The following is a 26961-nucleotide window of genomic DNA, read 5'->3' as shown; positions in this document are numbered from 1 at the left end:
CTACTCTTCGCTCCCTGGCGATTGCCAACTTTTGACTAATGCTTTTAGGAGTGCGCCGTAGGGGATATCTTCAAGAGCGGTGTTGGTGGTGTCAGCGCTGTCATCACTACCAGTAGATTGGAGCGCACTGATAAATCGCTCACGACGGGTGGGCGGGATCATGAGGTTGAGGAAGGCGATTTGATCGGATTGAGTGGCTTTAGGGTTGGAGGCCTCTAAGGGGGTGAGGAGTTTTTGGATCTCGGTGGTGGCTTCGGTGAGGGATGGAAGGGAGGAGAGGGAGGATGGTTCGGTGTTGGAGTTGTTCATGGTGCCACCGTACTGTGTTCCCTGGACCGTTTCGGCTACTCCACCAGCGATCTGAGCCCCCCGGAGGTCGTACTTCGGCCCCTGCTGGCTAGCCATCGTGGTTAGAACACCCATTAACGTTGCTTTTTCCTGGCGCTCTGCTGTGATCAAACGTTGAATTTCTTCTGAGTGTTGTTCGCCTTGAAGACGTAATTGCTTCTCGTATTGAGCTTCAAGGGTTTTGAGTTGGATCTCATAGAGTTCTTTCGCACTGCTCTCAATTGCTGACTTATCAGCACCTTCAGAGACTTCCACTCGAATAACAAAAGCGCCACCTTGTTTTCTCTCGATAGCCCGAATAGATAAATTATCGTCGATGTATTGACTGCGAAGTTCTTGAAACGATTGGAAGAACGCTTGCCAGTCAATGCCGTCCTTGAAAATGAGATCAACGGTATCGACAGCTTGTTGGAATAGAGCCGCAAACTCACCCGGCTTAAAATTTTGACTACTAGGACGACGCTCTCTTTTACTTGTCTTTAGATATACATAGTCACATATAACGTCATCTAATACTGTATCTTTGTTTATGTTCCAATCCTCTATACATGCGCCTGTTAATAAAGCATTAGAAAAGTTAGTGCCTAATGCTTGTATCTGGGATAAATTTGCATCTCTGAGGTCAGCACCTTGAAGATTCATGCCGTTAATACATAAGCCTGATAGATTTGCTCCACTTAAATTAACTTGCTGAAATTTGGTCGATTTACTAAATATCGTAAATCTCAGATTTAAATCACTAAAGTTAGCTCCTTGTAAATTTGCATCAGATAAATTCAGCCCATCAACTTCTGTATCCCTTAAGTCAGCTCCTATAAGAGTGCCGCCAGATATATTGCTGTCTCTAAGATTTGCATAGCGCAAATCAGCACCTGATAGCTGAGCTTTTTCAAGGTCTGCATCTCGCAAATTAGAGGATTCTAGATTAGATTTCTCCAAAGAAGAGCTAGTAAGATTTATACCTGCCAAATCAGAGTTCTTCAGATCTAATTTTGATAAATTTAATCCTGAAAAATCCCCTAACCCTGCTCGATAACTCTTAATTTGTTGCCGAGCCTTATAAACACCAGGGCTAGCCCGCTTCAGCATTAATTGCCTCACTCTCATGTTAGTAAGTTTAACATCCTTAAAATAGGCTAAATTTAAGCCACTCGATTCATAGAAACTAGCCCGAGATAAAGTTGCATATGATAAATTTGTAAATCTTAAATCTGTATAATTGAAATCTGCTTCTACTAACTCCGATCTTGAGAAACTAGTTCCTCTCCAAGAAGCAATTCTAAGAACCCAATTACCAGGATCAAAATCATTTTCACTATTCACACTGCGCATGCCTGACTGAAAACTAATAGTTCCTATCAATATCAGCAGGAAACCAGCACCCTGGGTGTAGTTGAGAAAGGTAAAAGAAGAGGATAGAGTTTTAGTCCAGACCAAAAACATTCCTATTAATCCCCCTGTAGAGCCTGCAAGAAGCATGGGAGACAGTATCACTAAACTCAGATATTGAATACCGACTTTAAATAATGATTTCAATCTTTTGATTACTGATAAAAATTCCTTCCTGCCAGAGAAACAAGCAATAAATGTAACTAAGATTAGGAAGCCTACAAATGATAATTCAAGGTTCCTAATAAGACTTAGAAGTGAAATGATCGTCCCAACCACAACAAAACAAAAGAGACCTAGTACTTTCCCTGAGCCATACGCAAAAATGTAAGCTAATGCTGTAAGTCCTATTTTCCAATGCGGGACAAGACCAGCCTTCGCATAGCTGAAGTTTGCTTGATGTAATTGCGCTCCTGAGAAATTAGCCCCCCTTATATCCGCTCCGCTAAAGTCTGCACCTGACAAATCCTTACCCTTAAAGTTCTGATCTCTAAGACTGACTCCTTTGAAGTCCCGTCTACCTTCTTGATACAGTCGCATTACCTCAACGGCTTTCATGGCCTGGCTCCATCCGGCAACCCTTCTCAACTCATTAAAGCTAGTTAGTGTATCTCCTGATAGGATTCTTACGTATTCGCTCAGCAATCTAGCTGAAATATCTGAAAGTTTTCGCTTTCCTTCTACTAGTGGATTGAGGATTGCCAATGGAAGAAGAGGGATCAGGGGGGAAGGAATCGAGAAGAGGAGGCAGGAGACAGGTCAGAACTGGCTGTTAGCTCACTTGTACTACAAAAGCCTAAGTGATTCTGAAAAAGGGGTGCTACAGACGAAACCTCTCGACGAAACCCCGCCCACTCCCGCTAGGTGACGGGTCGCCCTTTTTAATCAGAGGGGGGTGGGGTCAAGGGCTGGGGGCAGAGGCTGACAGAGGATAGGCCAGAGCTGACAGGAGTGGCCTATCCTGCTTAAGGCTATGAGTTGATCGCTCGCAGGAACCCATGACAACGACGAACGATCGCAAGCAGCCCTAGCCCTGAACCAACCTCCTGTGGTAACCCGTGGCAATCGTGGTGTCGCGTCCCATCCCTCGGCCCACACCCCCTACTCCAAAGGCATCGCTGCAAAGTGTTTCCGTAGCAGGTCATGCACGAAGCGATAGCGACCACCCGTTCTTTGGATGAATCGATGTTTGACGGCATGATCGAGGAAACGGGCGTAGTTCCAGGGAGTGTCGCCGTTGTGGGTGAGGAGGATGCGGAGGATGAGGTGTTGAAGAACTGCATCTCCTCTTGCAAACGTTGCACCGAAGAATCCACCAAAAATTAATCCAAAAAAAAGTCCAACAGCCAATCCAAAAAGCGATCTCCCAAAAAAAAAGCCAGCTGATATGCCAATTAATCCCCAAAAAAGTCCAACAACCAATCCGAAAAATAACCCAAAAACTAATGTGTTGCGAAGACCTTTAAAGATGCCTTGATTTGGAATATTTTTTTCCTTGATCGGAACAGTGTATGTTCCCAGAAATAGGACGCCAAGTAAATCGAAAATCAGCATTTGGATTGTTGATAGAATTATTAATGTAGGAGTCCAGCCATTTGCTAGTCTCTGCATTAGCAGGACACTAAACATCAAAATCAACCAGAAATTTAGTCTTCTTCCTCTTGCTTGGTGGAGAGACCACCGAATGTACCCACTCGGTTGGATAAATATTGTTGATTGCCAACGTTTCACTCCTGTGGCCCAACCTACCGTCAATCCGAGACATAGCCCTCCAATAATACTTATCTCAATTGGCTCATTTTCGGGAGATAGCATCAACACGAATACACATAATGGGCTAGCGAGCAGCCAGCCCATCAGCCCGTAAATTAGACTTAAAGTCAATCTATAATGCTTTCTTTGCAAAGGGGAAGACAGCCATGTAGGTTGCAGGCTTTCAATCAAAAACTCAGTTTCACGGATATTTTCAAGTTGCTTTGCTAACCAGGCAAGATAATGCCGAGTTTGCTGTGGGTGTGGCTCTTTACCCAGCCCATAAGTGCCTTGATTACTAGGTTTATGGAGCTGTTTTTCGATATAAGCATCAAACAATTCCTGCTCGTTGCGAATTGGATTACCTTGGTAAGCCACCACCAGCATGAACAAGAATAAAGGGTTTTGGGCTAGCTCTAGTAAAGCTGCATTCCCTCTGATATTTCCCCAAAGACTTAATCGATTTAACTCTTCAAAGTATTGACGAATCTGATCCTCCTTTAAAGCCTCTAAATAGACAGCCCCATTCAACCCATCCAAATCAATTTGGCCTACTTCATACTCTTCTCGACGACAACAAACAACGAGTTCCGATGCACGCGTTGTTTCTAGAAACTGGTTGATTTGCTCAATACATTGCCTTTGTTTGGTTAGACCCAGCTCATCCAAACCATCCAACATCATCAGTATCTGATTACCTGCTAACCATTGCTGTGTGATGCTTTCCGATACGGTGTAGAACTTTTTAAGTTGACTGACCACCCACTTATCAACCGGTTCTCCATTCCAACTCGATAACTCTAAAATCACGGGCACTGGATGCTGATCATCTTCTTCAACCCGAGTAACCAAGTCCTTGGCCAGTTGCAGTAGTTCCGTTGTTTTTCCTGAGCCTGGATCTCCCAGAATGAGGAGCTTTCCCGCAATATCTTGACGCTCAAAAACGCTAATGATTTTCTGGGTGAGCTTTAAGTCCAGTGGTGGTTTATTCCCTTTTTGATGTAGTACCCGGTTGACAGCTTGAAAGCTGGGTTCAGGGTCCTTGGGTGGATCTTCAGGCACCAGCTCAAACTTAGGATTCCCTACCCGTTGTCGCTGGTCTTCCATGTAGAGATCCAGCTTGACTAGATTGTGTAAGGAGTTCGTCAGACGAAGATTGACTTCTTTTTTGACAATGTTCAGAAGCTTTTGGCGGGTGCGCTCTAGTTGGTCTATGGAGGGCTGAGCACGTTGGAAAGGGCTGCCAAAAATACCAGAAAGCTTATCGCCAACATCAATGACAAATAGGAACGTAAACACCCCTATAAAGAGCACGGCCCATAGCCAAGGCGGCATCAGATCCTTTAGCCATTGAAGCAGCGTGGACACCGGATCAGGGTCGGATTGCTCAGTCGAAGCTAAGAGAAGTGCGATCGCAACCGCTGCACCATTCCCTAGCATCATTTCTGCCCTTGCCGTGCTTTCTTCAGAGCTTCCTCTTCCTTCAGTTTCTGAATCAACGCTTTGACTTGCGCCTCAAAGCGAATCGGTACTCTAACAAGCTTGGTGGTTCGGCTAAGCTTATTGGTTCGGCCAGTGGTAGGTCTACTCATGGGGATAACGCAAATAACGGAACGGTTAACCGCGCTATCAGGAGTATACAGCGAGGCTATGTGGATGTCTGACGATGCTTTTCGATTTGTCTCGTAAGCTAGGCTGTCAAATTTGGGGCCATGTTTTAGGTCAAGCTGTAATCAGTTGAATGGATTATGAGCAATGCCTTGGAACTGGAAGCGTAGAGCACAATCCCAGAAAATTCGTGTGGAAAAGCAGCGGGAGCATATTAAACGTGTGGCCCATGAGCTATACCAGAATCGGATCTTGCTCAACCGATTAGGCGATGCTCAAAGTGACTGGGAAACGGCAACCAAGATAGTGCAAAGTGACTGGCAGACTACGCTTTTTGCTAGTAATCGTCCTTTGCTCAAACTGAAAAAGCCCTTTTTTAAGGTTTTCAAGTTTATAGTCTGGGATAGTTTTTGGTGGCTCCTTTTTTCAGCACCCAAACTGGAATGGGTAAAGCTTCTAGCCGTTCCCTTAGTCTTGGCTGGTGCTGGTAGTATCATCTCTAGTCAGTTCCAGAGGGAAGCAAATCAGAATGCCACGATAAAAGAGTATTTTGATCAATTGGATACACTGACATTTCAGCAAGGTCTTTTGTCAGATGCCCCGAAACCAGGGGCCATCGTTCTAGCACAAGGGAGAACCGTTGCAGCTCTGAGGCAGCTAGATATTTCTAGAAAGCAGCAACTTATCTCCTTTCTTCTGGCCTCTGGTTTATCCTTCTCACAAGGAGACGGTACAGAATCAATTATCAGTTTCAAGCAACAAAATTTATCAGGCATTGATTTCCGAGGATTAGACCTAACAAACATTGATTTTCAGGGAGTTTATCTTGATAAGGCTAATCTCCAAGATGCTTACCTCGGGTCTGCTAATTTTCAAGACGCTTACTTGGAGTCTACCAATTTCCAAGGTGCGTACTTGGGGTTTGCCAATTTCCAAGGTGCGTACTTGGGGCGTGCCAATCTCCAAGACGCCTCCTTTTGGTCTGCTAATCTCCAGGACGCTGACCTGTTTTCTGCCAATCTCGAAGGTGTGATTTTTTTGGCAACAGACTTACGTAAGACAAGAAGTCTTAGTCAGCAAGCATTGAATAGCGATAACCCACCACTTCTTTGTAACTCGCCCTTGCCTAAAAGTATTAAAATTAAGGGCGGCAAAGATAGAGATTGTGATCAGATAGCCAGTGCTATAATCAAGAACCACCCAGGTTGGAATAACAACCTTGAGGACGCGGAAGCCTTGGTTAATAGGAAGCGAAAGAAAACCTGGGATTAGCCCCATGAACCCCAACGACACTCCCGTATCCTCTCCCGAAACTCATCCCGCAACCTACAACGGTGAAGCAATCCCCAGCCCGGTCGTCCGCTACACACTGGAGCAACAACTCGCTCTACTCGACTGGCACCCTATCTTCACGGGACGTTGCCCGAATTGTGAAATGCCTATCCTCCAGACACAGCCACCACGGGTGCATTGGGATTGCGATCGCTGCGAATGGATGGATGATTCTATTTGACAGTAAAGTTCCCAGAGGTATCCAGAACATTCAAAAACTTGGCTGGCCTACCTGCAAATAAATGCAGCTCATCCTGAGCCCTAGTCATCGCAACATACAGCTGACGTTGGGCTAATGATGCTTGGTCGCTATCACGACTCTGGCAGTCCCAGAACTGCTCAGGCCATAGCAATAGGACCACCTTAAACTCTAAGCCCAACGATGAGAGCGTGGTGACAATCCTGACACCGGGTTGACTGATGTCGTAGTCTCGCTTGGTTTCTTTATTCTTAGTCACCCAGTAGTAAGCTACGTTTAGCTCCTGTAGTTGCCTTAAAAGAGAGTTAAATGCATCTTCTTCTTTTTTAGATATCCAGCGATACAGAATCGCGATATCTGATGGGGAGTAACCTGAGTTTAAGAGGGTTTTAAGCTGCTTGATCGTGGCAGCTCCAGCTGCAGTTTTAGTCTGAGTATTACGGATTATTGGCTTAGGGCCGTTACGTAGAGCTGCACTAGGCTCTACAGCTGGAAACGTCGTCTCAGCATCGGTTTTACCATTGGTTTGTAAAACATCCCAGGCCGCTGTCAAAATCTCTTGGGTATTTCGATAGTTTTGGGCTAAGCGCTTTGAACGTGCTCCAACAGCGTTAATACCAACGGCTTTCCAGGTGAATTTTCTTCTCTTGTATAAGCTCTGGCTACCATCACTAACGATCAGTAAATCCCCATCTATTGGATCTTTCAGCGCTGCTACACAGCATGGAAACCAGCTCTGAAAGAAGGTATGGGCCTCATCGACTAATACCGAATCCCAGCGCTGTTCTGCTGGTAAGGTTTTTAACTTGGCCAGAACCTGTTCTCCTAAAGCCTCGTTGTAGTCGTCATTGTCTGCGAAATCTTTGAATCTTGGTAGATGCTTGAGTACTGACTTAGCCCAACTGTGGAAGTGTAAAACCTCGATACGTTCTTTGTACTGCGGGTTGCGGGTGTCCCTGTGGAGTTGAGATCGCAACTGAGCTGCCAGCGTAATGTTGAAACATAGAATGAGTATTCGATTCTGCGTTAATCGGTTTGCCAGCGCTTTAGCCCGAGCCGTCAGAATTAACGTTTTGCCAGACCCAGCAACGCCCGATATAAGCCGGTGACCACCTTTCATTTCGCGGGCCATGCGTTCTTGTTCTGCATCCAGACTCAGCAATATGGTGGCTGTGGTTGGCAAAGGTTGCTCCGGTTCAAACGATAGGCTGGTTTGCTTAGCTGGGACCTCTTTGATCGCTGTCTCAGGATGCAGAATTCCTTTGATCGTGCCGATCTGGTCTGAGGTGAGGGGAGCAAACGCAAAGTCGGCTTTGGTAAACATGGCCTTGAGCCGCTGGGTTAACTCAGCGCTCGATATGTCGGCCCAGCTAAGTAACTCGTCCCGATAAGCAACAGCTGGTTGTTCTAGCAGAACGTATAAATTCTCATCACGGGATTGAGCTTCAGTCATGTTGCTCATGATTGCCCCGACTCCCACGGGAAAGCATAGACGCCCTTGATAATTACCCTCTGGGTTACACAAGATTGGGTAGCCTTTGAGCTTGTCAGCCACTGAGCCAAAGTAGCCATGACCTTGCTTTAAGGGGTGTTGGTACGACTCGACCTTGGTAATATCACCCCGTTTCCATCGGATATTGAAAAAGTCGCTATTAGCTTGCTCTACCCGCGATGCATACCAGCCTTTAACTTCTAAAATCAGCAGCCCAAACTCAGGGCCAATAATTATGAAATCGGGATAGAGGTCGTTAACCTGTGGTTCGTACCAAACGATGAAATCATCCGGCAGCTGCGTACTCAGAATATCGAATAGCAGTTTCTCGCCCTGACTGGCTTTCGACGGGATGGTGTCAGGGATGATCAGGGCCATCGTTCTATCGATTGCATGGGATTATGTATGGTTCTCAGAATATCAAGGCTTTGCACCATAGTGTAAGCGTTTTACAAGTCTGGAGAACAAAGAACCCTCATAGAACCATGGCTTGTAAAGTCAGCCTTAAGGTAAATAGGCAGGTCTAAGATGGTGGTTCGCTATAGTGGCGAGGGTGGATGAGGGAAGGGAAGGGAGGGGGAAACAGCGTGGCCAATGAGGAGCACCTGAAGATACTAAAGCAGGGGGTTGAAGCCTGGAATAGTTGGCGTGAGGAGAATCCTGGTATTATTCCGAACCTCCGTAGTGCTGCTCTCGGTGGTGCCAACCTCAGTGGTGTTGACCTCCGTGAGGCTAACCTCAGTGGTGCTGAATTCATGGAAGCCAACCTCATGAAAGCCAATCTTGCGGAGGCCAGCCTCATTAGTGCCGACATCCGTTATGCCAATTTTCATGAATCCCATCTCGTTCATGCGAACCTGAGTGGTGCTGACCTGAGTGGTGCTGACCTGAGTGGTGCTGATCTCATTAATGCCTACCTTCGTCGTGCCAACCTCTATGGGGTCAACCTCATTAATGCCTACTTCGGAGCTACTGCCCTAGCTAATCTTGATTTAAGCAATGTCAAGGGCCTAGAAACATGCAAGCACTTAAGCCCCAGCACAATTGACCATCGTACTCTAGCCAAGTCTGGTCCGTTACCCCTCACCTTCCTCCGTGGCGTAGGCCTACCCGACACCTACATCGACTACATTCCCTCACTCTTCAATCAACCGCTCCAGTTTTATTCCTGTTTCATTAGCTATTCCAGTAAAGACCAGGAATTTGCCGAGCGTCTTTATGCCGACTTGCAAAATAAAGGCGTTCGCTGTTGGTATGCGCCTGAAGATTTGCCGATCGGCGCTAAGATCCGCATAGGCATTGATGAAGCTATCCGTCGCTATGATAAGTTGCTGTTGATTCTCTCGGAAAGCTCTGTCAACAGCCAATGGGTAGAACAAGAAGTTGAAACGGCCTTAGAGAAAGAAAGAGAAAAGGATAATCAAGTTGTTCTCTTTCCGGTTCGGCTGGATGATGCTGTGATGAATTCGGGTGATGGTTGGACACGGTTGATCAAAAACACTCGCAATATTGGTGACTTTTCTCGGTGGAAAGATCATGATGCCTATCAGAAAAGCTTCGAGCGGTTAGTTCGGGATTTGAAGGCGTCTTTGGTGGCTGAAGGGTAGAGGAGGATTCAACAGACAGGACCCCTTCCCACAACGGTAGATACTGCGTTATCATTCCCCGATCACCCCCATGGCCAAGTGACGACTATCAAAACCGATTGCCACAATAATTAGCGTTCCAAGCTCTCATTCAAAATGGGATTTGGCGATACATTTCCTCTACAGCAGGATCCACCTTCATAAGCAATCCTTTGACGCCAAGCTTTTGTTGAAGTTGTTTGGGTAAGTTGATTGCTTTAGCTACCTCATTATTCTCAGGCCACTTTGTATGCTCATCAAATTTGATGTTGTCAAGCCTCGTCTGATCAAGTGAAGTTTCCCTAAGATCAGTCCCACTGAGATCAGCATCGTTGAGTAAAGCTTGGCTGAGATCCGCTCCTCTAAGATCAGCTTTCATGAGCCAAGCATTAGTAAGAAAAGCTTGGGACAAGTTCGCTCTCCTGAGGAGAGCGAACTGTAGCTCAGCGTTTTTGAAATAGGTACTAAGCAGGCAGGCATCACTAAGATCAGCCCATGTGAGTTCTGTCCCTTTAAAGGCAACCCCAGGAAGATACGCTTTTCTCAGGTTAGCGTTAGCCAAATTAGCATTTGAAATAAACCCAGCTGGAAAGCTAACTCCACTCAGGTTAGCGTAAGTGAGATTGATGCCATTGAGATCGGCTTCATCTTGCAAAAGCTCTATGCCACTCAAATCAGCACCTTTCAAACAAAGCTTGGCCTTTTGAATAATCTTAGTTTCAATCAAAAATCGAAGAACACTAGCTTTCCTTACTTCATCGTTCTCAAATTGCCTGAGTATTGCTAGCGTCCTAGCTCGAATGACATCAATAGACGAGACAAACAATTCTTTTTCTGCAAGCGTTAAGTCAGGTATATCTACTGGTTTCTCGTGCTCAGGGAATAGCTCATCCTCATCGTCGTCGTCTATTGGATAAATTTTAGAAGCTATTCCTAATAGATTTTTATCAATTAAAAGTAATGATACTCGGTCTATGTAGGCTGTTAGAATCTCATCTTTAGCTTCTTCTCTTGAGCGTTTCTTCTCTTGTTGCTGCAAGAGATAACCTAAGATGGCCAATGTTAAAGGAACACCTAACAATTGAAGCCAAGCCCACAAGTCCTTGCCTTGAAACCCGGTCCAGGGTGCCCAATTATTTCTTTTGAATGCTGCAGTAATAACTAAGGCAGTTATTCCAAGAGCAGTAGTTTGTAGCCACCAACGGTTCACGGTCAACCAAGACTGATAGCGTTTTGGAATATCTGGGCGTTGCCATGACCAGTGCATTGCCAATTACCTGTTCAACACTAACAGCTTGGCCTAAAAGTAGTACATTTGTCCAGATTGGTTAAATCAAAAGGCTACCTTGGCCAAGATAGCCTCAGTTAGTTCTTGATACGTTGGATTATCAAGAAGCTCCCTCGTCATGGGCCGCTAGCAGATCGCCGCTACTCTCATCACCTCGATCCTCCAACAGATACCCCAGCACTGAGATCTCCTTCTGCACATCCTTACCCTCATGCTCGGCTACCATTTCGAGCAGTGGGCTGAATCCGTCATAGTGCCATTTCTGGATATCGGGATTGCCCTGAATGCATTGGTCCAGGGCATTGATCGCATGAGCAAACCCGAATTTCGCGATCAGGTCCTGCATGGCAGCGATGGCGGCGATCTCTTTCTCGCCGTTCTCGTCGTTCTCGCCGTTCTCCCTGTTCTTCCCATTTTCTCTTTGTTTGCTAATCACCATAGTCATGACTACGTTGGTTCTCCAGTGACACCTCCTTGATCTTTTTCTTGCTTACTAATCGCCATAGTCATGACTACGTTGATTCTCTCCCTGGATACAGGAGGTTGAGATCTCCCAATCTGGATAGGCGAGCCCAAACGCTTCGATACTGGCTGAGATCGCCGCGCAAAAGTATTTGTTGCCTACGAAGACAAAGGATCTCGCCTCATGATCGATCTCGGTACGAATATGGAAATAGTCTTGATCGATCATGTTCTGAAGCCAATCCGGTAGGCTTCGTTTGAAACATTCGAGCGAGAATTCTTGCCAAGCTGGATCGGGCTCAAGCGTGAGAGCAGAGATGGGAGCTGGGGAAGGGGAAGAGGAAGGAGTCGGATTAGTGGATTTCATGGGCTTTACCAAGACGGGTTTCAGGTTTTTTGTGGAGTGCGATGAGTGCGAGTGGAGTACGAGTGGATGCAGGTGAGTGCAATGGCTTTGGTTTTGAGATCTCAGCCTGTAGAGAGAAGGCATGGATAACTCTTATCGTGATAAGAGTTATCCTCAGAGCAAGACTTTCAGACTCTCAACCTCGTAGTCATGACTATGAAGTTCAGCCAGGGCAGAGGATAACCCTAGTCATGACTACAATCCTTATCGTGATAAGAGTTATCCTCAGAACGCTTCTTATCCCTGGTCTTTCATCACGTATTTTGAGACTGTATGAGCCGTGCCCAGAGCTTCTAGGATCGGGGTAGAGATATCGTTCTCTTCTAAAGTGTTATCGAAATGCCCAAACATTCCTTCACTCAGCGCTTCAAGAACAGCCGTGAGTCCATAGCTGTGGACTAAGGCCATGATGAGTGCTTTTAGCTGGGAATTAGGATTAACAGAACTGATCGGAATGTTGATGCTAGGAGCTTCAGGGCTGGGATTCACAGGTGTAGCGGGTGTCATGATGGTGTTCGTGATCGTAAGTGAAGAGAATGATCGAGAGAGGAGTAGCGGGAGAGAGAGGATCGGCAAGGGCAGGGTAGATGCAGGGGAATCACCGATCGCCTTACAATGCTGAGACGGGTGGCACTCGACCGGCTGCGGCGTCCAGATAGTAATCCTCATAGGGGTTTATCTGCTTCAGAAGCTCAAACGCGTTGATCACCGCATCGCCATCAAACCGCTCGGATAGCGCAAGCAACGCTCTGAATGCTTGATACGCAATTACATCGTCAATATAGGCGTCCCGGTGGGCATTGAGGGCTTCTTCGGCAGTGGCAAAGTACGTAGAGTAAACCACGGATTGGGTAGCGCCATCAGTACCAGGCTCAGGGGTAGGGGTAAGGGGTGTGAAGTGGGCTCGATACCCTAGCGCGGGATCATGTTCGATGTGAAATCGGTGAGGCAGATCGCTGAGGGTGCTCTGAAGGTACTTATGATGGTGCAGCGCTTCGGGGGCCAGGTCCAGCAGAGCCGCATCTTTGCATTGCTCCAGTGTGCCGGTTGCTTTTACAGGACGGGAGAAGGGACGGTATTCCCAGCGGTTGGCAGTGATATTGAATGCGATCGCACCCAGATTGAGATCGTTGAGATAGATAACGTATTGGGTGTCGTGGGTTTGACGGAATTCTAGGGGTTGTGAGGAGGAGGGGGAGGGGACGGAAGGGTTATGAGTTACAGTTTGCATGGCTCTAATTGCTAAGTGGTTAGGGTCGCTTAGCCCGGTGTCGAACTTTCCACGGCAAGACATCGGGCTTTGCTATGACATTAATGTATCATTCCAGTGATATAAAGTCAATAATTAAGTCTAGCTTTATATCATCTTGACGATACAAATTAGCCGCGCTACGCTTATAGCGTAATGTTTGCTCCAGTGAAATAATCGGAGGCGTAGCGTGAATGGTCTAATTGTGGATAAATCGGTACTTCGAAGCAGGTTTGAGGCGTTGGGATGGACTGAGTACCGTCTAGCCAAAGAGACAAGTCGAGTAAGAGTTGAGCAGTTAGGCGAAAAGGCAAAACCGCCTAGCAGTCTTGTCACTTCTGTCTCCAAAGTTATTGAAAACCCAAACACATCTCAATTCAAAAATGTTGAAGCTGTCATCAAGGCTATGGGCGGAGAGCTAGTTATCCGTTGGCCGCAAGTTGAAGTTGTTAGGCATGAAGAGGTGAAATTATGAGCGATCTAATCCAGTTCACAAATATTTCAGACGAGATAGCAATCCGTGAAAGCGACGGTGCAGCGATCGTTAGCATCAGAGGCGCGGCTCGTCTTGCTGGAGTAACGCCAGCGTCTATCAGCAGAGGCCTGAGAAGTGTTGCGCTAGCGCCTAGTCTAATGGCCAAGATGGTTATGGATAAAGGGTTTGATAGTGTTGCGCTACAGCAATTCCCAAAAGAAGGCGTTCCTGATCAAGCATTGGGGGCCATTCTTAAATACTACGCATACCGGGCGGGACGTTATCGCACAAAGCAGGCTGAGTATGTGTGTGATCAATTCAATGACATGGGTATCCGGTCGGCTTGTTATGCGGCGAAGGGCCTCTTGGAAATTAAATCCAAAGCTCCACGACAGCTCAACGAACCCAAACCACAACTCCCTCCAACAGCAGCAGCACTTCAGGTACAACCAAAAACCAAGCCTCAAGCCACTCCCACACCCACCAATACCGTTGATGCCGCTAAACAGATGTCAGGATTTGTCCTGGAACTGCTTAACGGCCTAGAGATAGGACAAACACCTAAGCAAGACAAAAGCTTAAAGGTTGGAGTTGCTATCTCTGCGGCTCAAATCTATTGTCCAGAGATCGCAGACGCTCTCAATCCTGCTCAGAAATTACTAGCTGCCACAACTGCTACTGATGGGGTCTATCTGACGCCTACGACGTTAGGCGAACGCTTGGGCGGGCTCAGTGGGCGAAAGATCAACGAGAAGCTGATCACCATGGGCCTACAGACGAGGGTTGATAAACCTGCTAAGGGTGAACCAAAATATCTGCCAACTCAGGCGGGTAAGCCCTACTCAATGATGACTATGGCCACTGGGCAGTATGGGGATACGACTAGTTATCAGCATCTTAAGTGGAGTGAGCGGGTGCTGAAATTGTTTGAGGGAGGTGTGGCGGCATAAAGTGGCAACCAAAGTCCCAAAAGCTAAGCGATCTCAACTACCCTCGCTATTGGCCATGGCCATCATTCAGGGGTAATAAGAAGGCCCAGCTACACCACCTCTAGCAATTTCCCCGCCTTTATCAACAACATCATCGAGCTGACCAAGCACCTAAGCATCCCTATCGATCTAACCGGTAAATCCAGCTACCCTCCTGCTAGCCCTTCCTATCCTCTGTTAGCCTCTGCCCACAGCCCTTGCCCCACCCCCCCTTTGATTAAAAAGGGCTACCCTTCACCTAGATAGGGTGGGTAGGGTTTCGTGAGTGTAGTCTTCTAACTTTTCCCTCTATATTTTTTTTCAGTATTCTCAGGGCTTTTGTAGTACCAAGGTGCTAAAGATGAATCATCCTTATCAATTTGTCAATAAAACAACCCCGGCTATCAAAATAACCGGGTTGCTATAGATGAAACTTAGTGGATCGCTGGGCTTTGGTGCATAAATAAATCCAGTTGTATCAAGGGTTTCAGCGATCAAGATCTAGTAAAAATCTCTATTTCTAGCCTTCCCAAGGCTTGAAACCCTTGTAAATCAAGGGTTGAATCATGCACCAAAGCCGGATCGCTGCATACAAATCCCAGTACCGTCTAATCAGAGGGGTAGCGATTTAGGTGGTACTGGTTGGTTCTGTTAGTGATACAGGTTGCGAAGTTGCGGGTTGAGATCGCGGGGGCGTGAAAGTGAGAAAAAATCAGAAGTTACATTTTCTAGATTCATGTAGATACGCTCACGTCAATGCTGCCACTTAACAGCTTGCTCGCCTTCGAAAAGCCTTATGATTTGATACCGGTTAGTATTCTCCTGCGAGGTCTAGAAAATCTACAAGTAAAAATATCCAAGAGGTTTGGCAAGTCACAGTTACTAGGAGCACTAAACTCTTACGTTCCTTTGTGGTATAACCTTGGCTAATTCTGCCGAGAATATTCTTAGGGGAGAGTCGCTATGGGATTAGGGCAGCATGTAGGGCTTAGCCAAGTCTCAATGGTGGGGCTAGTGGTGACGTTAATTAGCACTCCTGTCGGTAGTGCTCAGGTTATTCCTGATACGACCCTTGGCGAGGAATCATCGCAAATAACACCGAATCTGCAAATCCGTGGCAACAATACCTCTCTAATTGAGGGCGGTGCTATTCGCGGAGGTAATCTGTTTCACAGTTTCAGTGACTTCAATGTCGCTGAAACGCAGCGGGTTTATTTTGCTAACCCCCTTGGCATTGAATCAATTATGAGTCGTGTAACTGGGGATAGTCCGTCAAATATTTTCGGACTGCTTGGAGTAGATGGTTCGGCAGATCTGTTTTTACTGAATCCTAACGGGATTGTTTTTGGAGAAAATGCCAGTCTCGATATTGAGGGCTCATTTTACGCGACGACGACGGATGAGATCGCTCTGGGAACTGGTATCTTTAGTGCGACAGAACCCGCCCAAAGTCAACTGCTATCAGTAAATCCCAGCATCTTATTTGAAAATTATTTGACTGATACTTCAGGCACTATTCAAAACCAAGGTAAACTGGTCGCTGAGGAAAATCTGACCCTGGCTGCAAGTCAACTGGATTTGAAAGGTCAGCTTGCGGCGGGTAGCGATCTCACACTACTAGCAACCGATGAAGTCCAGATTCGCGATGCCATAGACTCACCCTTTATTGCATTTTCCGGGGGAGACCTGCTAGTACAGGGAAACAAGCAGGTGGATATTGTGGCGTTAAGCCATCCAGAGAGTGGGCTATATTCCTATGGGGATATGGTGTTGCGATCAGTGAATCCAGTGGGTGGAGATACTCATTATTGGAGCGGTGGCTCTTTCCAAATCGAGCAATTGAATGGTGGTTTGGGTAGCTTACATAGTCCCTATGATCCAATTATTCGATCACAAGGAGATGTTAGCTTTTTTGCCTATCAAGGAGCCTCTCTTCATATCCTAGCTGGAGGACAGGTAGATATTGGCGTTGTCGTGATTACGGGTGAAGATATTACAGGAGAAACTTTAAATCCAATAGATACTCCTGCTCTTGCCAATGTCACTCTATCGAACGGAACATCTTTTGTTATCGATGGAAGTGCGCAACCGACCCTCGATATAAGGGCAGGAATGAGGCCTGATGTAGTTGGAGCCCCACTCGGAACCATTGGCAATATATTTGGAGCGTTTTTTGACTCTTCTTTTTCTTTAGTACCGCCCCCTAACAATGATCTGAACATAACTGGCTCGGGCATAGCTTTTGATAGAATTGTTATAAATCCTCCTGATGGAACTGTTTTTTTAACAAATCAGTTTGAACCAAACCAATCCTTAACGAGTGGAGATATCACTACTACTAGTTCTGGTGGCATAGACGCTCGTGGCTTTGGTGGTGATGGCAGTCTAGTGATTCTCGATTCAAGAGGAAACATTGCGCTTAATGATGATTTCATTTCTACTACATCTGATATTGCTAATGCAGGTAATATAACCCTTATTGCTAATGGAGTAATTTCACTTGTAGACGGTACTTTTATAGATGCTTTTGGTAATGGTGGTGGAGAAATTCAAATTCAAGGAAATCAGGTCAATTTAATCAGGGGAGGGCGTATTAGCTCAGGGACTGAAGGCAATATACCGGGGGGCAATATTACAGTTACTGGAGATGACTCGATAGAAATATCAGGGGTATCTACAGATGGTTTAACGAGTGGTATAGCAACAGCCACCTTTGGAGCAGGGCGTGCAGGGAATCTGGCGCTATCAACGAAGAAACTCTTAATTCAAGATGGAGCCCTAGTTACATCAAGTACTAGCGATGTGGGAGAGGGTGGTGACTTGATAGTATCTGCTACGGATTCTATACAAATCATGGGTGGGGAAGGCATCGATAATCCTGCCTTTGAAGGATTATTGACAGGGGGTGGACTCGTCACCCAAACGAGTAGTTTAGAGAATGATGCGGGTGATGCAGGTAATATTGAAATTATTACAGGACAATTGCTTGTGAAAGATTCCACTTCAATATCAGCAGATACGATAGGAAGAGGAGACGGTGGAGAGTTAAATATTAATTCGGAAACAATAACAATTTCAGGAGGAGCTCAACTTGGAGCTGCCACTGCAGGGCTTGGGAATGGTGGGGATATATTCATTCGTACTAGTGATCTAGAAGTCACTGGAACATCGGTTACTTTCCAATCCTCAAGCTCGATAACAACTCAAACCGGAGGCTTTGCCACCAATAGTTTGGTGGATGAAGTCTCTCCAACAGACAGTGGTAGTGCTGGAAATATCACTATTGAGACTGATCATCTGCGGGTTCTGGAAGGAGCGAGAATTACAACTTCAACATTCAATGCGGGTTCCGGCGGTCAATTAAGAGTTGATGCATCTGATTCAGTCCAATTGATTGGATCTGGGCCTCAACCTAATGGAACTTCAGTCTCCAGTGGAATATTCACACAAACTGAAGGAAGGGGTGAAGCTGGCAACTTGACCCTTAATACTGAGCAGCTCACTGTAGCTGATTTAGCCATTATATCAGCTCAAAGTCTAGGCCAAGGTGACACAGGTATGATTACACTTCGAGTTAACGGAGTGATTAACTTAACAAATGGAGATATTACAACCTCAGCTGAAGAAGCATCTGGAGGAGCCATTAACATAAATGCAGAGAATATTCGTCTCTCTGGTGACAGCGACATTAAGACTTCTGTTGAGAGTGGTGAAGGTGGCGGCGGCGATATCCTGCTTACAGCTAGCTCTATTCTTGCTTTTGATGATAGTGATATTCTTGCCTTCGCTCAAGATGGTCAAGGTGGCAATATTACCCTCAACACTTCGGCCTTTTTTGGTGAAAACTTTGACCCTGAAGCTTCAAACAATGACCCTGTTAATACTTTAGATAACAATGGTCGCGTTGACATCAATGCCACAGGTCGCATAGCTTCTGGCATCATTACTATCCCTGATGTCAACTTTATTGAAAACAGCCTTAATGAACTTTCTGATGATTTAGTCAGTACCGAAACCCTGACGGCTACTAGCTGCATTGTCCGAGCTAATGACACAGAAGGAGCATTTGTTATCACAGGCGGCGAAGATCTACCTCAACAACCGAGCGAGGCAGCTGCGGCATATCATACTGGTATAGTTCAACCTATCCCTGGCGTGAGCGAAGTTCAGTCTATCCAAGAACCTGAAAGGTTCTATCAGCTAGCAGATGGTCGGCTGGTGCTAAGTCGTGGCTGTTGAGGATTATATGAGAGAATTCTCCAATGCCAGCGAGGTTAACACCACCCTCGGCAACCACACCATTTTCACTAGCAACGTCACCGAGCTAACTAAGAAGCTGGGCATTCCCTTCGAGCAAGTACAGTTGCCACCATCTGGCGACTCATAAGTTGCCCTGACCTCTTGTTAGTTATTGAGCCGATTATCACTCGATATCAAAGCCAAACAAAAGTTTCAAAGAATACTTTTCTATTTTTGCGTCCATTTTATATTGAAGGAATAAAAAACTTAGGGAAATAAACATATATCAACCATGCAATACGACATCATGCTACAAGGTTTTCATTGGCAAGCGCAGAGTGTTAAAGATCGAATAGGTCGCTCATGGTACGCAATCATCAAAGAAAATGCTCAGAGAATTAAAGATTCTGGATTTACTTTAGTTTGGTTCCCTCCTCCATCGGATTCTCTGGCCTATGAAGGGTACTTGCCCAGAAAGCTAGATGTACTTGATAGCAGGTATGGGACTAAGTCTGAGCTGAAAGAGGCGATCGCAGCCCTCGGTTCAGTAAAGGTGATTGCTGATATTGTTGTTAATCATCGTGTTGGTACTACAGGTCCTGCAGACTTTAAAGACCCTGATTGGTCTAGGTTTACTATTACTGCGAATGATGAATACACCGGTAGAAAGTCATTTAACCTTGACTCTGGTGAAAGCTATGGCCCTGCACGGGATTTAGATCATCGCAATCCTGAAACTCAAAATGGGATCATCACTTGGATGAATTCTCTAAAAGATCTAGATACTACAGACGGTAAAGATGTTACAGGGTTTAAGGGGTGGAGATATGATCTTGTAAAAGGATTTGCAGGTTGGGCTGTTGAACTATATAACGAGCGAGTAGAAACTGAATTCAGCGTTGGTGAATATTTTGACTACGATCCTCAAAAAGTAGTCGGTTGGATTGATTCAACGCATCCTAATCCGGCTTTTCGTTCAACAGCTTTTGACTTTCCTCTTAGAAACGTTCTATATGAAGCGATTACAAAAAGGAAGTTTCACTATCTCAAGTATGGTGACCGGGCACCAGGGGTAATCGGCTTATGGTCAGATAAGGCCGTCACGTTTATCGAAAATCACGACACTGAAGATGTGAGAAATAGTGAGTATGCTCCTTACTTTCCCGGTAGAAGTCAAATGGTTCAGGGATATGCGTATATCCTGACGCATCCTGGTATTCCCTGTGTTTTTTGGGGAGATATCTATGATTCAGGCCCGTTGCATGAGGCCGAAATTAGACGACTCATTGAAATTCGGAAAAGATATCGTGTTCACTCAGAAAGTAAGCTATACATTGCTGCTGCTCAAGAGGGCCTGGTGTATGCTGCGTATGTCCAGGGGGATGAAGGCGAAATCGCAATGAAAATTGGTCCTGGTAGCTGGCAACCATCTGGAGGCAAGTGGCAGACAGGACCAGGGGCAGACCTCTTAATTTCTGGACCTGATTACGCTGTTTGGGGAGATAGAGGAAGATTCTGGTCTTGATGGCTGTTCTGTAACGCTGGCTTCCAACTTGGCTTAGGAGCTTCTGTCAGACCTGCACTACGCTCAAACGGTGCAGGTCCACAATTTGGTCTCTGCCCTGCAGCTTTGAGTACATGCTTACTGGCAAGAAACGAAATACCATTTCGTCAATTAGACTCAGCGCTGAAATTAATTTGTACTACTCAGCATAGTCATCTCAATATTTATCGCCCTCTGCACTGAGAAATGAAGATTATATGCCTGCTCGACTTAGAACCAATCGAGTAAGCCATACTATTGGCTAGTAGCCTTATGGGTTTCCATAGGCTACTGAAAGAATATCTAAAATCAGGCCCTTGTGATGCCTTATGACTCCACAGGGGCTTTTTTTCAGGCTTTAAGGCTTACAAATCATCAAGACGCCTTGCTGAATCTGCTCAAGTCAGGTGATAACAGGGATAGATATTCTTTCATGCTCCCTGGAATATGCCGGATTCAGCAGTCTCAGAGCCGATTTTCATTTCCTATCGCAGAGCTGACAGTCGCTCAACGACAGAGCGCATTTATGATCGATTAAAGACCGCATTCGGTGATGATGCCGTCTTTAAGGATGCCAGTAGTATCCTGGGTGGGACTGACTTTGCTAAGCGACTCGATAAAGCTGTGAGTCAGTGTCAGCTGATCCTAGTGATCATCGGTAAGACCTGGTTAACGGTGACCAATGCAGATGGCACTCGTCGCCTGGATCATCCCGAGGACTGGGTCAGGATTGAAGTGGAGGCGGCACTTAAACGTGAAATTCCTGTCATTCCCGTTTTAATTGAAGGGGCTAAGATGCCCGCTGCGTCTGAACTGCCAGCATCATTGCAACAACTCACTCGTTATCAGTTTTGTGAAGTTGGCAACGACCCCCGCTTCGATGATGATGTGAACCGTCTCATCGCAGATATCCAAAGTCACCTGGGGCTGGACGATATTGCTCTGAACAGTAGTATTGATGAGAGCTTGGGCAAGAATGTCCAGAATATCCGTGGCGGGTCCGGCGTTCAGATTAACGATCCCAAAGCACCCGTGCTCACTGGCAACATCAGCGGCAGTACTATCAACATCACAACAAATTAGCTGGAGTCGTCGAGAGCAGACTCGACAAATTTCAACCTGCCCTATAGCAATCCATATCCAACAACACTGAACCCCGGTGCGCCATTTCAGGCTCCGCCCTTGCCTCGACACTATGTCCAACGGCCTGAGCATTTCGAAGCGATTAAGGCCATGCTGCTGGATGAGAGCACACCTGGCACATTGGTAATCAGTGCCATCTATGGCATGGGGGGCATTGGCAAATCGGTTTTAGCTGCAGCCCTGGTTCAGAATGGTGAGATTCAACAGCAATTCCCTGATGGAGTGCTGTGGGTGACCCTGGGCCAGCAGCCGGATATGCTCTCAATGGTGAACCTATGGATTCGCCAGCTGGGGGACAATGACTACAATCCCACCACGCTACAGGCAGCATCATTGCATTTGCGAACGTTACTGGCAGATAAGAAAGCACTGCTAGTCATTGATGATGTATGGCATCCCGAGCATGTGGAACCCTTTCGTATTAGAGGTGTGGGTTGTCATGTGCTCGTGACGACTCGGCAAACCAAGATTATTGATTCAGAACGCTACGACCTGGATTTGATGACACCACAGCAGTCATTGGAGCTGCTTACTCGGTGTTTACCTACATCGTTATCTGACGCAGAGAAATCATCTGCGGTGACCTTTGCCAAAGAAGTAGGCTATTTACCGCTGGCTCTAGAATTAGCGGCGGCTCAGATTAAGGATGGAGTGACCTGGGATGAGCTGTTGACAGCCTTTCAATCAGAAATGGCGCATCCCGAAGCGCTGGATATTGATAGTGATGTAGCATCCTTGAGCAATGAAGCTATTCAGAAACGCCGCAGTTTGGTGGCCTCTTTCAAGCTCACGCTTAAGCTACTTTCCCGAGAACAATTAAAGCAATTTGCCTGGTTGGGCATTGTTCCTGAGGATGTCTCTCTTACTCAACCGATGGCAGCCACGTTGTGGGGGGTGTCCCCCGTGCAGGCGAGTAAGTTGTTGCGAGAGTTCAAAAATCGGGCGCTGCTCTTGTCTCAAGCTCAAAGGTCTGGAGAGAAACCGACTTATCGCATCCATGATTTAGTTCATGACCTGGCCAAAAACTTGCTAACCCATGAACAATATTTAGGTGATTTACCAGGTCTAGGGCTCACGGTTGAAGAGGCTCATTCCCAATTCCTTGAGCGCTATCGTGTTCAGACCCAAAATGATTTGTGGCATACAGTTCCAGCAGATGGCTACATCCACAGTCATTTGGCTTGGCATTTTGAGCAGGCTGGTCAACCGGAATTGATGCATCAGCTGCTGAAAGAATCGACGCCAGATGGTCGCAATGGTTGGTATGAAGCATGCGAGAAGCTGGGACAAACAGCCAGTTTCGTTACCGATGTTGCTCGGGCATGGCAGGCAGCTGAGGGACTCTATGACCAGAATGCGACTGAGTCGATTGCGCTGCAATGTCGTTATGCCCTGATTACGACATCTCTCAATAGTCTGTCACAGAATCTTTCACCTGCATTAATCGCACTTTTTATACAAGAAGGGGTTTGGCAACCTGCCCAAGGTTTAACGTATGTGAAACATATGAACCCATGGCAGCGCGTTGACAGCCTTACAGAACTATTGCCATATCTATCTAAGGCACAGATAAGTGAGTTCTGGGATCTTGTTTATTCCCTTCGGCCTCAACAGATTCAGTATAAATCCCGCAACCTTATAAAATTATTGCCATATCTATCCAAGGCGCAGATAAGTGAGTTCTGGAATCTTATCTGTTCTCTTCAGCCTCAGCAGATTCAGCTTAAAGTCATAAGTGAAATAGCCTCGTCTTGCCCAAAGTCACAACTGAGCAAAGCATTAACTATGGCTTGTTCAATGCAGTCTGAGTCTAATAGGACTGACGCCTTGAGTGGTCTAGTCAAATATCTGCAACAGCTAGTGAGTGAAACGTTTGCAGCAGCATGTTTGAGTCAGGATGAGTGGAATCAAGGTGAAATCCTGAGAGCATTAGCTCCATATCTGTCGGCAGCTCAACTGAACACAGCATGGAAGCTGACCTGCTCAATGCAATCTAAGTGGAGTCAGGTTGGCACCCTGAGTGCATTAGTACCACATCTATCGGAGGTTCAACTAAGTCAAGCGTTGACTATGGCCTGCTCGATCCAGGATGAGTCTGACCGGGCCAAAGTTCTGAGTGCATTAGTACCACATCTATCGGAGGTTCAACTAAGTCAAGCGTTGACTATGGCCTGCTCGATCCAGGATGAGTCTGACCGGGCCTATGCTTTGATTGGGATAGCTAAATATCTACCAGAAGTAGTGAGTGAGGCTTTAGAGGTGACGCGCTCGATACAGAATGAATTTGACCGAGTCAGCGCTATAAGAGAGTTAGCTCCATATCTATCGGAAGCTCAACTGAGCCAGGCATTAGCATTAGCACGTATGATCCAGGATGAGTCTGACCGGGCCTATGCTTTGATTGGGATAGCTAAATATCTACCAGAAGTAGTGAGTGAGGCTTTAGAGGTGACGCGCTCGATACAGAATGAATTTGACCGAGTCAGCGCTATAAGAGAGTTAGCTCCATATCTATCGGAAGCTCAACTGAGCCAGGCATTAGCATTAGCACGTATGATCCAGGATGAGTCTAACCGGGCCTATGCTTTGATTGGGATAGCTAAATATCTACCAGAAGTAGTGAGTGAGGCTTTAGAGGTGACGCGCTCACTACATAATGAGTCTGAACGTTACAGTGCTATAAGAGAGCTAGCTCAATATCTATCAGAAACTCAACTGAGTCAGGCATTAGCATTAGCACGCTCACTACATAATGAGTCTGAACGTTACAGTGCTATAAGAGAGCTAGCTCAATATCTATCAGAAACTCAACTGAGTCAGGCATTAGCATTAGCACGCTTAATAAAAGATGAGCCTGACCGGGCCAATGCCTTAAGTGCTATTGCAACTTATCTGCCAGAGCTAGTAAGCGAGGCTCTAACTGTAACCCGCTCCATTCAGAAGGACTCTGACCGGGCCAAAGCCCTTAGTGCGCTAGTCCCGTATCAGCCAGAGTTGGTGAATGAAGTCTTATCACTCTTACTTTCGATGAAGTATGAGGCGGATCTACTCAATCGCCTGGATAGGCAAACGAATGATTTGGATTGGGCCAATGCTCTAAGTATGATAGCTCCATATCTGTCAAATTTTCAGATGAGTAAGGCCTTGACCATAGCCCACTCGATTCAGTACGGGTATGCCCGAGCCATTGCCCTGCATAAGCTAGCTCCGTATCTGTCGAAGTCTCAAATGAACGAAGCTTTGAACCTTGCTTATTCTATTAAAAATGATTCTGACCGGGCTAACGCCCTTAGTGCGTTAGTTCCGTATCAGCCAGAGTTGGTGAACGAGGTCCTGCTACTGGCCCGCTCGATAGATGGTGAGTTATGGCGTATCAACGCAATGATTGGCTTAGCCCCGTATCTGCCAGAACTGGTAAACGAGGTCCTGATATTAATACGCTCAATGGAGTATGAGAATGAACGAGCCATTGCTTTGAGTATGACATCTCCGTATATGTCAGAAACAGAGATGAGCAAGGAATTGGCACGAGCACGCTCAATGGAATCTGAGCATTCCCTAGTCAAAGTCTTGAGTGCATTAGTCGAAAATCTACCGGAGTCTTTGTTACATGAGGCATTTAATATAGTCTGCTTGATGCAGGATGAATTTACCCAAGTCGAGGCCCTGAGTGAGTTACTACCTAAGCTCACAATAATTGAAACTGACTTTACTGTTTGGCAAGAGGTATTGCATACACTATCTCATCGAGATCGCAAGTCCTTCCTTGAGGATATCCCCAACCTGGCCCCAGCTATGATTAGCTTATCTGGAGGAGACAAAACTGTCTTGAACTTAGTCGTCGAGGCAATGCGAGACGTTTGCCGTCAATGGCCATGAGACGACGTTTCTGAATTAGGAGCCCATTATTCTTCGCGTTATTTTGTTGGAGCGAAGGGAAGATACGGCTAGGATATGGCCTGGTCATCTTCCTGAATTGAGGCGAGATTACAGTTGTCCCCCTTGAAGGCTGCCCCTAGATCCCGTAGCCCCAACAAAAGCTTGACCCTTAACAACACTCCACATCTCTCCCGGTCCTTTCCGTACCTCCTGGACCGTTAGCCACACCTTCCATTCTCCCCACCCCCTCTGTTCAAACATGACTAGGTGTCTGTAGAAACGGCGGGGTAAGTTTTCGTCGATGAACCACAGCTGGACATCCCAGTGGATGAACCACAGGGGGGATACCCCAGATCCTGTGCCCTTGGGGATACCCGCAACCTCGTTCTCGTGCGAACGAGGTTGGAGACACTCCACCCTAATCTCTTGGTTCACTCCAGACCATCTCCACCTGGGCCACCTCCTAGTTCATCCGCTCACCTCACTCACCCTCACCCCCTAGGCCCACCCACCCCCCAGTTCAAATAAAGGGGCCTTCTCATCTCAGAATGTCAAATTTTTTCTTGCTGGGTAGAATGGCTGAAAATACTCCTTTTTTGAAACACGGTCACCCCATGGCTCTAGAATCGTGTCCACCACACGCATAAGAACAAAACACCGATATTAAACCGATATCAATGGGCTGGAATCCCTCTTATCTCAGTGCGATCGCACCCTCTTTTGCCTGATAGCTATGACAGCTCCTTTAACCATAGATCAAAGTCTATTGTTAATGAGATCGTGATTTGGTATTGAAGATTTTCAATGGATTAGCGCCCTTCACCCCCTCCTTTCCTCCACCCCACTCATCCCACAAGTCCCATCATGCGAATCAATCACAAACGAGAATTAGCCGAGAGACTCTCCGAGTCAGACCATAGAGCACAACGGGCTCAGCTTGTCTTTGATCATCGTCGTGCAGGCGGCCAGATCACCCGAGAGTTTGCCCAGGAGTTAGCCGAGCAAGGCTTTGCCACCAAAGAAGGCCACCCCTTATCGGTATCCGTTCTGCATGATGATTACCAGGCGTTTGTTAAAAACCTGACCGTCTTCCATCGAGAGACCTACCAAGATCAGCAAACGCTTCAGCTGGTTAGGCTTGAGGGCAATCTTGAGATTCTGAATGAAATGGTTCAGGAACTTAGGGATGATGCCGAAGCGGATACGGCCAATATCCGACCGGTGAAAACGGTGCTTGTGCTTAGGGAGCTTCGCCAAACCATCGAATCGATCTCCAAACTCACGGGTGCTAATGCTCCAGTGGAGGTTGTGGTGACCCAACGGTTGGAGAGTGAGGTGGAGATGATTCTGGGGATCTTGCGTCAGGGCCTGACCGATGAAGAGTTTCAGAAAGTGGCCGGGTGCTTGGCTAAGGGGATGGGATTGGTGCAGGAGAAGGCTCGGGGTAAGGGAGCGGGTGGAGTGGTTGAAGTGGTGGAAGAGGTGGAGATAGCGGGTGAGATAGGGATGGGCGAGTGAGGGTGAGGATTGAGTGGAGTGGTTGAAGAGGTTGCGATCGCAGAGA

20 protein-coding genes are annotated in these 26961 nt (G+C 46.5%); 11 read left to right on the top strand and 9 right to left on the bottom strand.

The window, feature by feature from the left end:
• The 3 genes from U2F10_RS24415 to U2F10_RS24405 form a co-directional block, all read right to left on the bottom strand.
• On the bottom strand, window positions 1-2442 hold the full coding sequence (locus tag U2F10_RS24415) for a pentapeptide repeat-containing protein (protein WP_499873540.1): 2442 nt from the start codon (window positions 2440-2442) through the stop codon (window positions 1-3).
• A 396-nt stretch (window positions 2443-2838) separates the two neighbouring features.
• Window positions 2839-4932, bottom strand: coding sequence for an NACHT domain-containing protein (locus tag U2F10_RS24410; protein WP_499873539.1), 2094 nt, complete (start codon window positions 4930-4932; stop codon window positions 2839-2841).
• Window positions 4929-5081, bottom strand: coding sequence for a hypothetical protein (locus tag U2F10_RS24405; RefSeq protein WP_499873538.1), 153 nt, complete (start codon window positions 5079-5081; stop codon window positions 4929-4931). The genes U2F10_RS24410 and U2F10_RS24405 overlap by 4 nt, the downstream gene beginning before the upstream one ends.
• A 163-nt stretch (window positions 5082-5244) precedes the next feature.
• Here U2F10_RS24405 and U2F10_RS24400 point away from each other — a divergent pair, with 163 nt between their 5' ends.
• Window positions 5245-6369: a pentapeptide repeat-containing protein gene (locus U2F10_RS24400; RefSeq protein WP_499873537.1), complete on the top strand. Its 1125-nt coding sequence runs from the start codon at window positions 5245-5247 to the stop codon at window positions 6367-6369.
• A gap of 4 nt (window positions 6370-6373) precedes the next feature.
• Window positions 6374-6610, top strand: a complete 237-nt coding sequence (locus tag U2F10_RS24395) for a hypothetical protein (RefSeq protein WP_499873536.1) — start codon at window positions 6374-6376, stop codon at window positions 6608-6610.
• Here the strand turns inward: U2F10_RS24395 and U2F10_RS24390 are convergent.
• A complete protein-coding gene (locus U2F10_RS24390) occupies window positions 6603-8498 on the bottom strand; it encodes a 3'-5' exonuclease (protein WP_499873535.1) in 1896 nt (631 codons plus the stop codon). The genes U2F10_RS24395 and U2F10_RS24390 overlap by 8 nt on opposite strands.
• Window positions 8499-8707: 209 nt before the next feature.
• Between U2F10_RS24390 and U2F10_RS24385 the strand changes: the two genes are divergently transcribed.
• A complete protein-coding gene (locus U2F10_RS24385) occupies window positions 8708-9727 on the top strand; it encodes a toll/interleukin-1 receptor domain-containing protein (RefSeq protein WP_499873534.1) in 1020 nt (339 codons plus the stop codon).
• A 130-nt stretch (window positions 9728-9857) separates the two neighbouring features.
• On the opposite strand, the gene U2F10_RS24380 is transcribed toward U2F10_RS24385, so the two are convergent.
• The 5 genes from U2F10_RS24380 to U2F10_RS24360 all read right to left on the bottom strand — a co-directional run bounded on the left by U2F10_RS24380 (window position 9858) and on the right by U2F10_RS24360 (window position 13132).
• Entirely contained in the window at window positions 9858-11012 is a 1155-nt protein-coding gene (locus U2F10_RS24380) for a pentapeptide repeat-containing protein (protein WP_499873532.1), read from the bottom strand.
• 121 nt (window positions 11013-11133) lie between these two features.
• Window positions 11134-11478: a hypothetical protein gene (locus U2F10_RS24375; RefSeq protein ID WP_499873531.1), complete on the bottom strand. Its 345-nt coding sequence runs from the start codon at window positions 11476-11478 to the stop codon at window positions 11134-11136.
• Window positions 11479-11526: 48 nt separating this feature from the next.
• Window positions 11527-11862, bottom strand: coding sequence for a hypothetical protein (locus U2F10_RS24370; RefSeq protein WP_499873530.1), 336 nt, complete (start codon window positions 11860-11862; stop codon window positions 11527-11529).
• Between the two features lie 276 nt (window positions 11863-12138).
• Window positions 12139-12408, bottom strand: a complete 270-nt coding sequence (locus U2F10_RS24365) for a hypothetical protein (protein ID WP_499873529.1) — start codon at window positions 12406-12408, stop codon at window positions 12139-12141.
• Window positions 12409-12511: 103 nt separating this feature from the next.
• Window positions 12512-13132 carry a hypothetical protein gene (locus U2F10_RS24360; RefSeq protein ID WP_499873528.1) on the bottom strand — a complete coding sequence of 207 codons (621 nt, stop codon included), beginning with the start codon at window positions 13130-13132 and terminating at the stop codon, window positions 12512-12514.
• A 223-nt stretch (window positions 13133-13355) separates the two neighbouring features.
• Between U2F10_RS24360 and U2F10_RS24355 the strand changes: the two genes are divergently transcribed.
• The 8 genes from U2F10_RS24355 to U2F10_RS24320 all read left to right on the top strand — a co-directional run bounded on the left by U2F10_RS24355 (window position 13356) and on the right by U2F10_RS24320 (window position 26915).
• Entirely contained in the window at window positions 13356-13625 is a 270-nt protein-coding gene (locus U2F10_RS24355; protein WP_499873527.1) for a hypothetical protein, read from the top strand.
• The gene (locus U2F10_RS24350; protein WP_499873526.1) at window positions 13622-14575 is read left to right on the top strand and encodes a hypothetical protein; all 954 of its coding nucleotides are present in this window, start codon (window positions 13622-13624) and stop codon (window positions 14573-14575) included. Before U2F10_RS24355 ends, U2F10_RS24350 begins: the two co-directional genes overlap by 4 nt.
• A 981-nt stretch (window positions 14576-15556) precedes the next feature.
• On the top strand, window positions 15557-18832 hold the full coding sequence (locus tag U2F10_RS24345; RefSeq protein ID WP_499873525.1) for a two-partner secretion domain-containing protein: 3276 nt from the start codon (window positions 15557-15559) through the stop codon (window positions 18830-18832).
• Window positions 18833-18839: 7 nt separating this feature from the next.
• Window positions 18840-18980 carry a hypothetical protein gene (locus U2F10_RS24340; protein ID WP_499873524.1) on the top strand — a complete coding sequence of 47 codons (141 nt, stop codon included), beginning with the start codon at window positions 18840-18842 and terminating at the stop codon, window positions 18978-18980.
• 144 nt (window positions 18981-19124) lie between these two features.
• Entirely contained in the window at window positions 19125-20357 is a 1233-nt protein-coding gene (locus U2F10_RS24335; protein WP_499873523.1) for an alpha-amylase C-terminal beta-sheet domain-containing protein, read from the top strand.
• Between the two features lie 465 nt (window positions 20358-20822).
• Window positions 20823-21458, top strand: coding sequence for a toll/interleukin-1 receptor domain-containing protein (locus tag U2F10_RS24330; protein ID WP_499873522.1), 636 nt, complete (start codon window positions 20823-20825; stop codon window positions 21456-21458).
• Window positions 21459-21557: 99 nt separating this feature from the next.
• The gene (locus U2F10_RS24325; protein ID WP_499873521.1) at window positions 21558-25397 is read left to right on the top strand and encodes an NB-ARC domain-containing protein; all 3840 of its coding nucleotides are present in this window, start codon (window positions 21558-21560) and stop codon (window positions 25395-25397) included.
• Between the two features lie 864 nt (window positions 25398-26261).
• Window positions 26262-26915, top strand: coding sequence for a hypothetical protein (locus U2F10_RS24320; protein WP_499873520.1), 654 nt, complete (start codon window positions 26262-26264; stop codon window positions 26913-26915).
• The last annotated feature ends 46 nt before the right edge of the window (window positions 26916-26961 follow it).

Origin of the sequence: Leptothoe sp. EHU-05/26/07-4 (assembly GCF_043421015.1) — a bacterium.
Taxonomy (GTDB): domain Bacteria; phylum Cyanobacteriota; class Cyanobacteriia; order Phormidesmidales; family Phormidesmidaceae; genus Leptothoe; species Leptothoe turfae.
The sequence above is the reverse complement of the archived record's forward strand: the minus strand, read 5'-3'. Positions and strand labels throughout refer to the sequence as shown.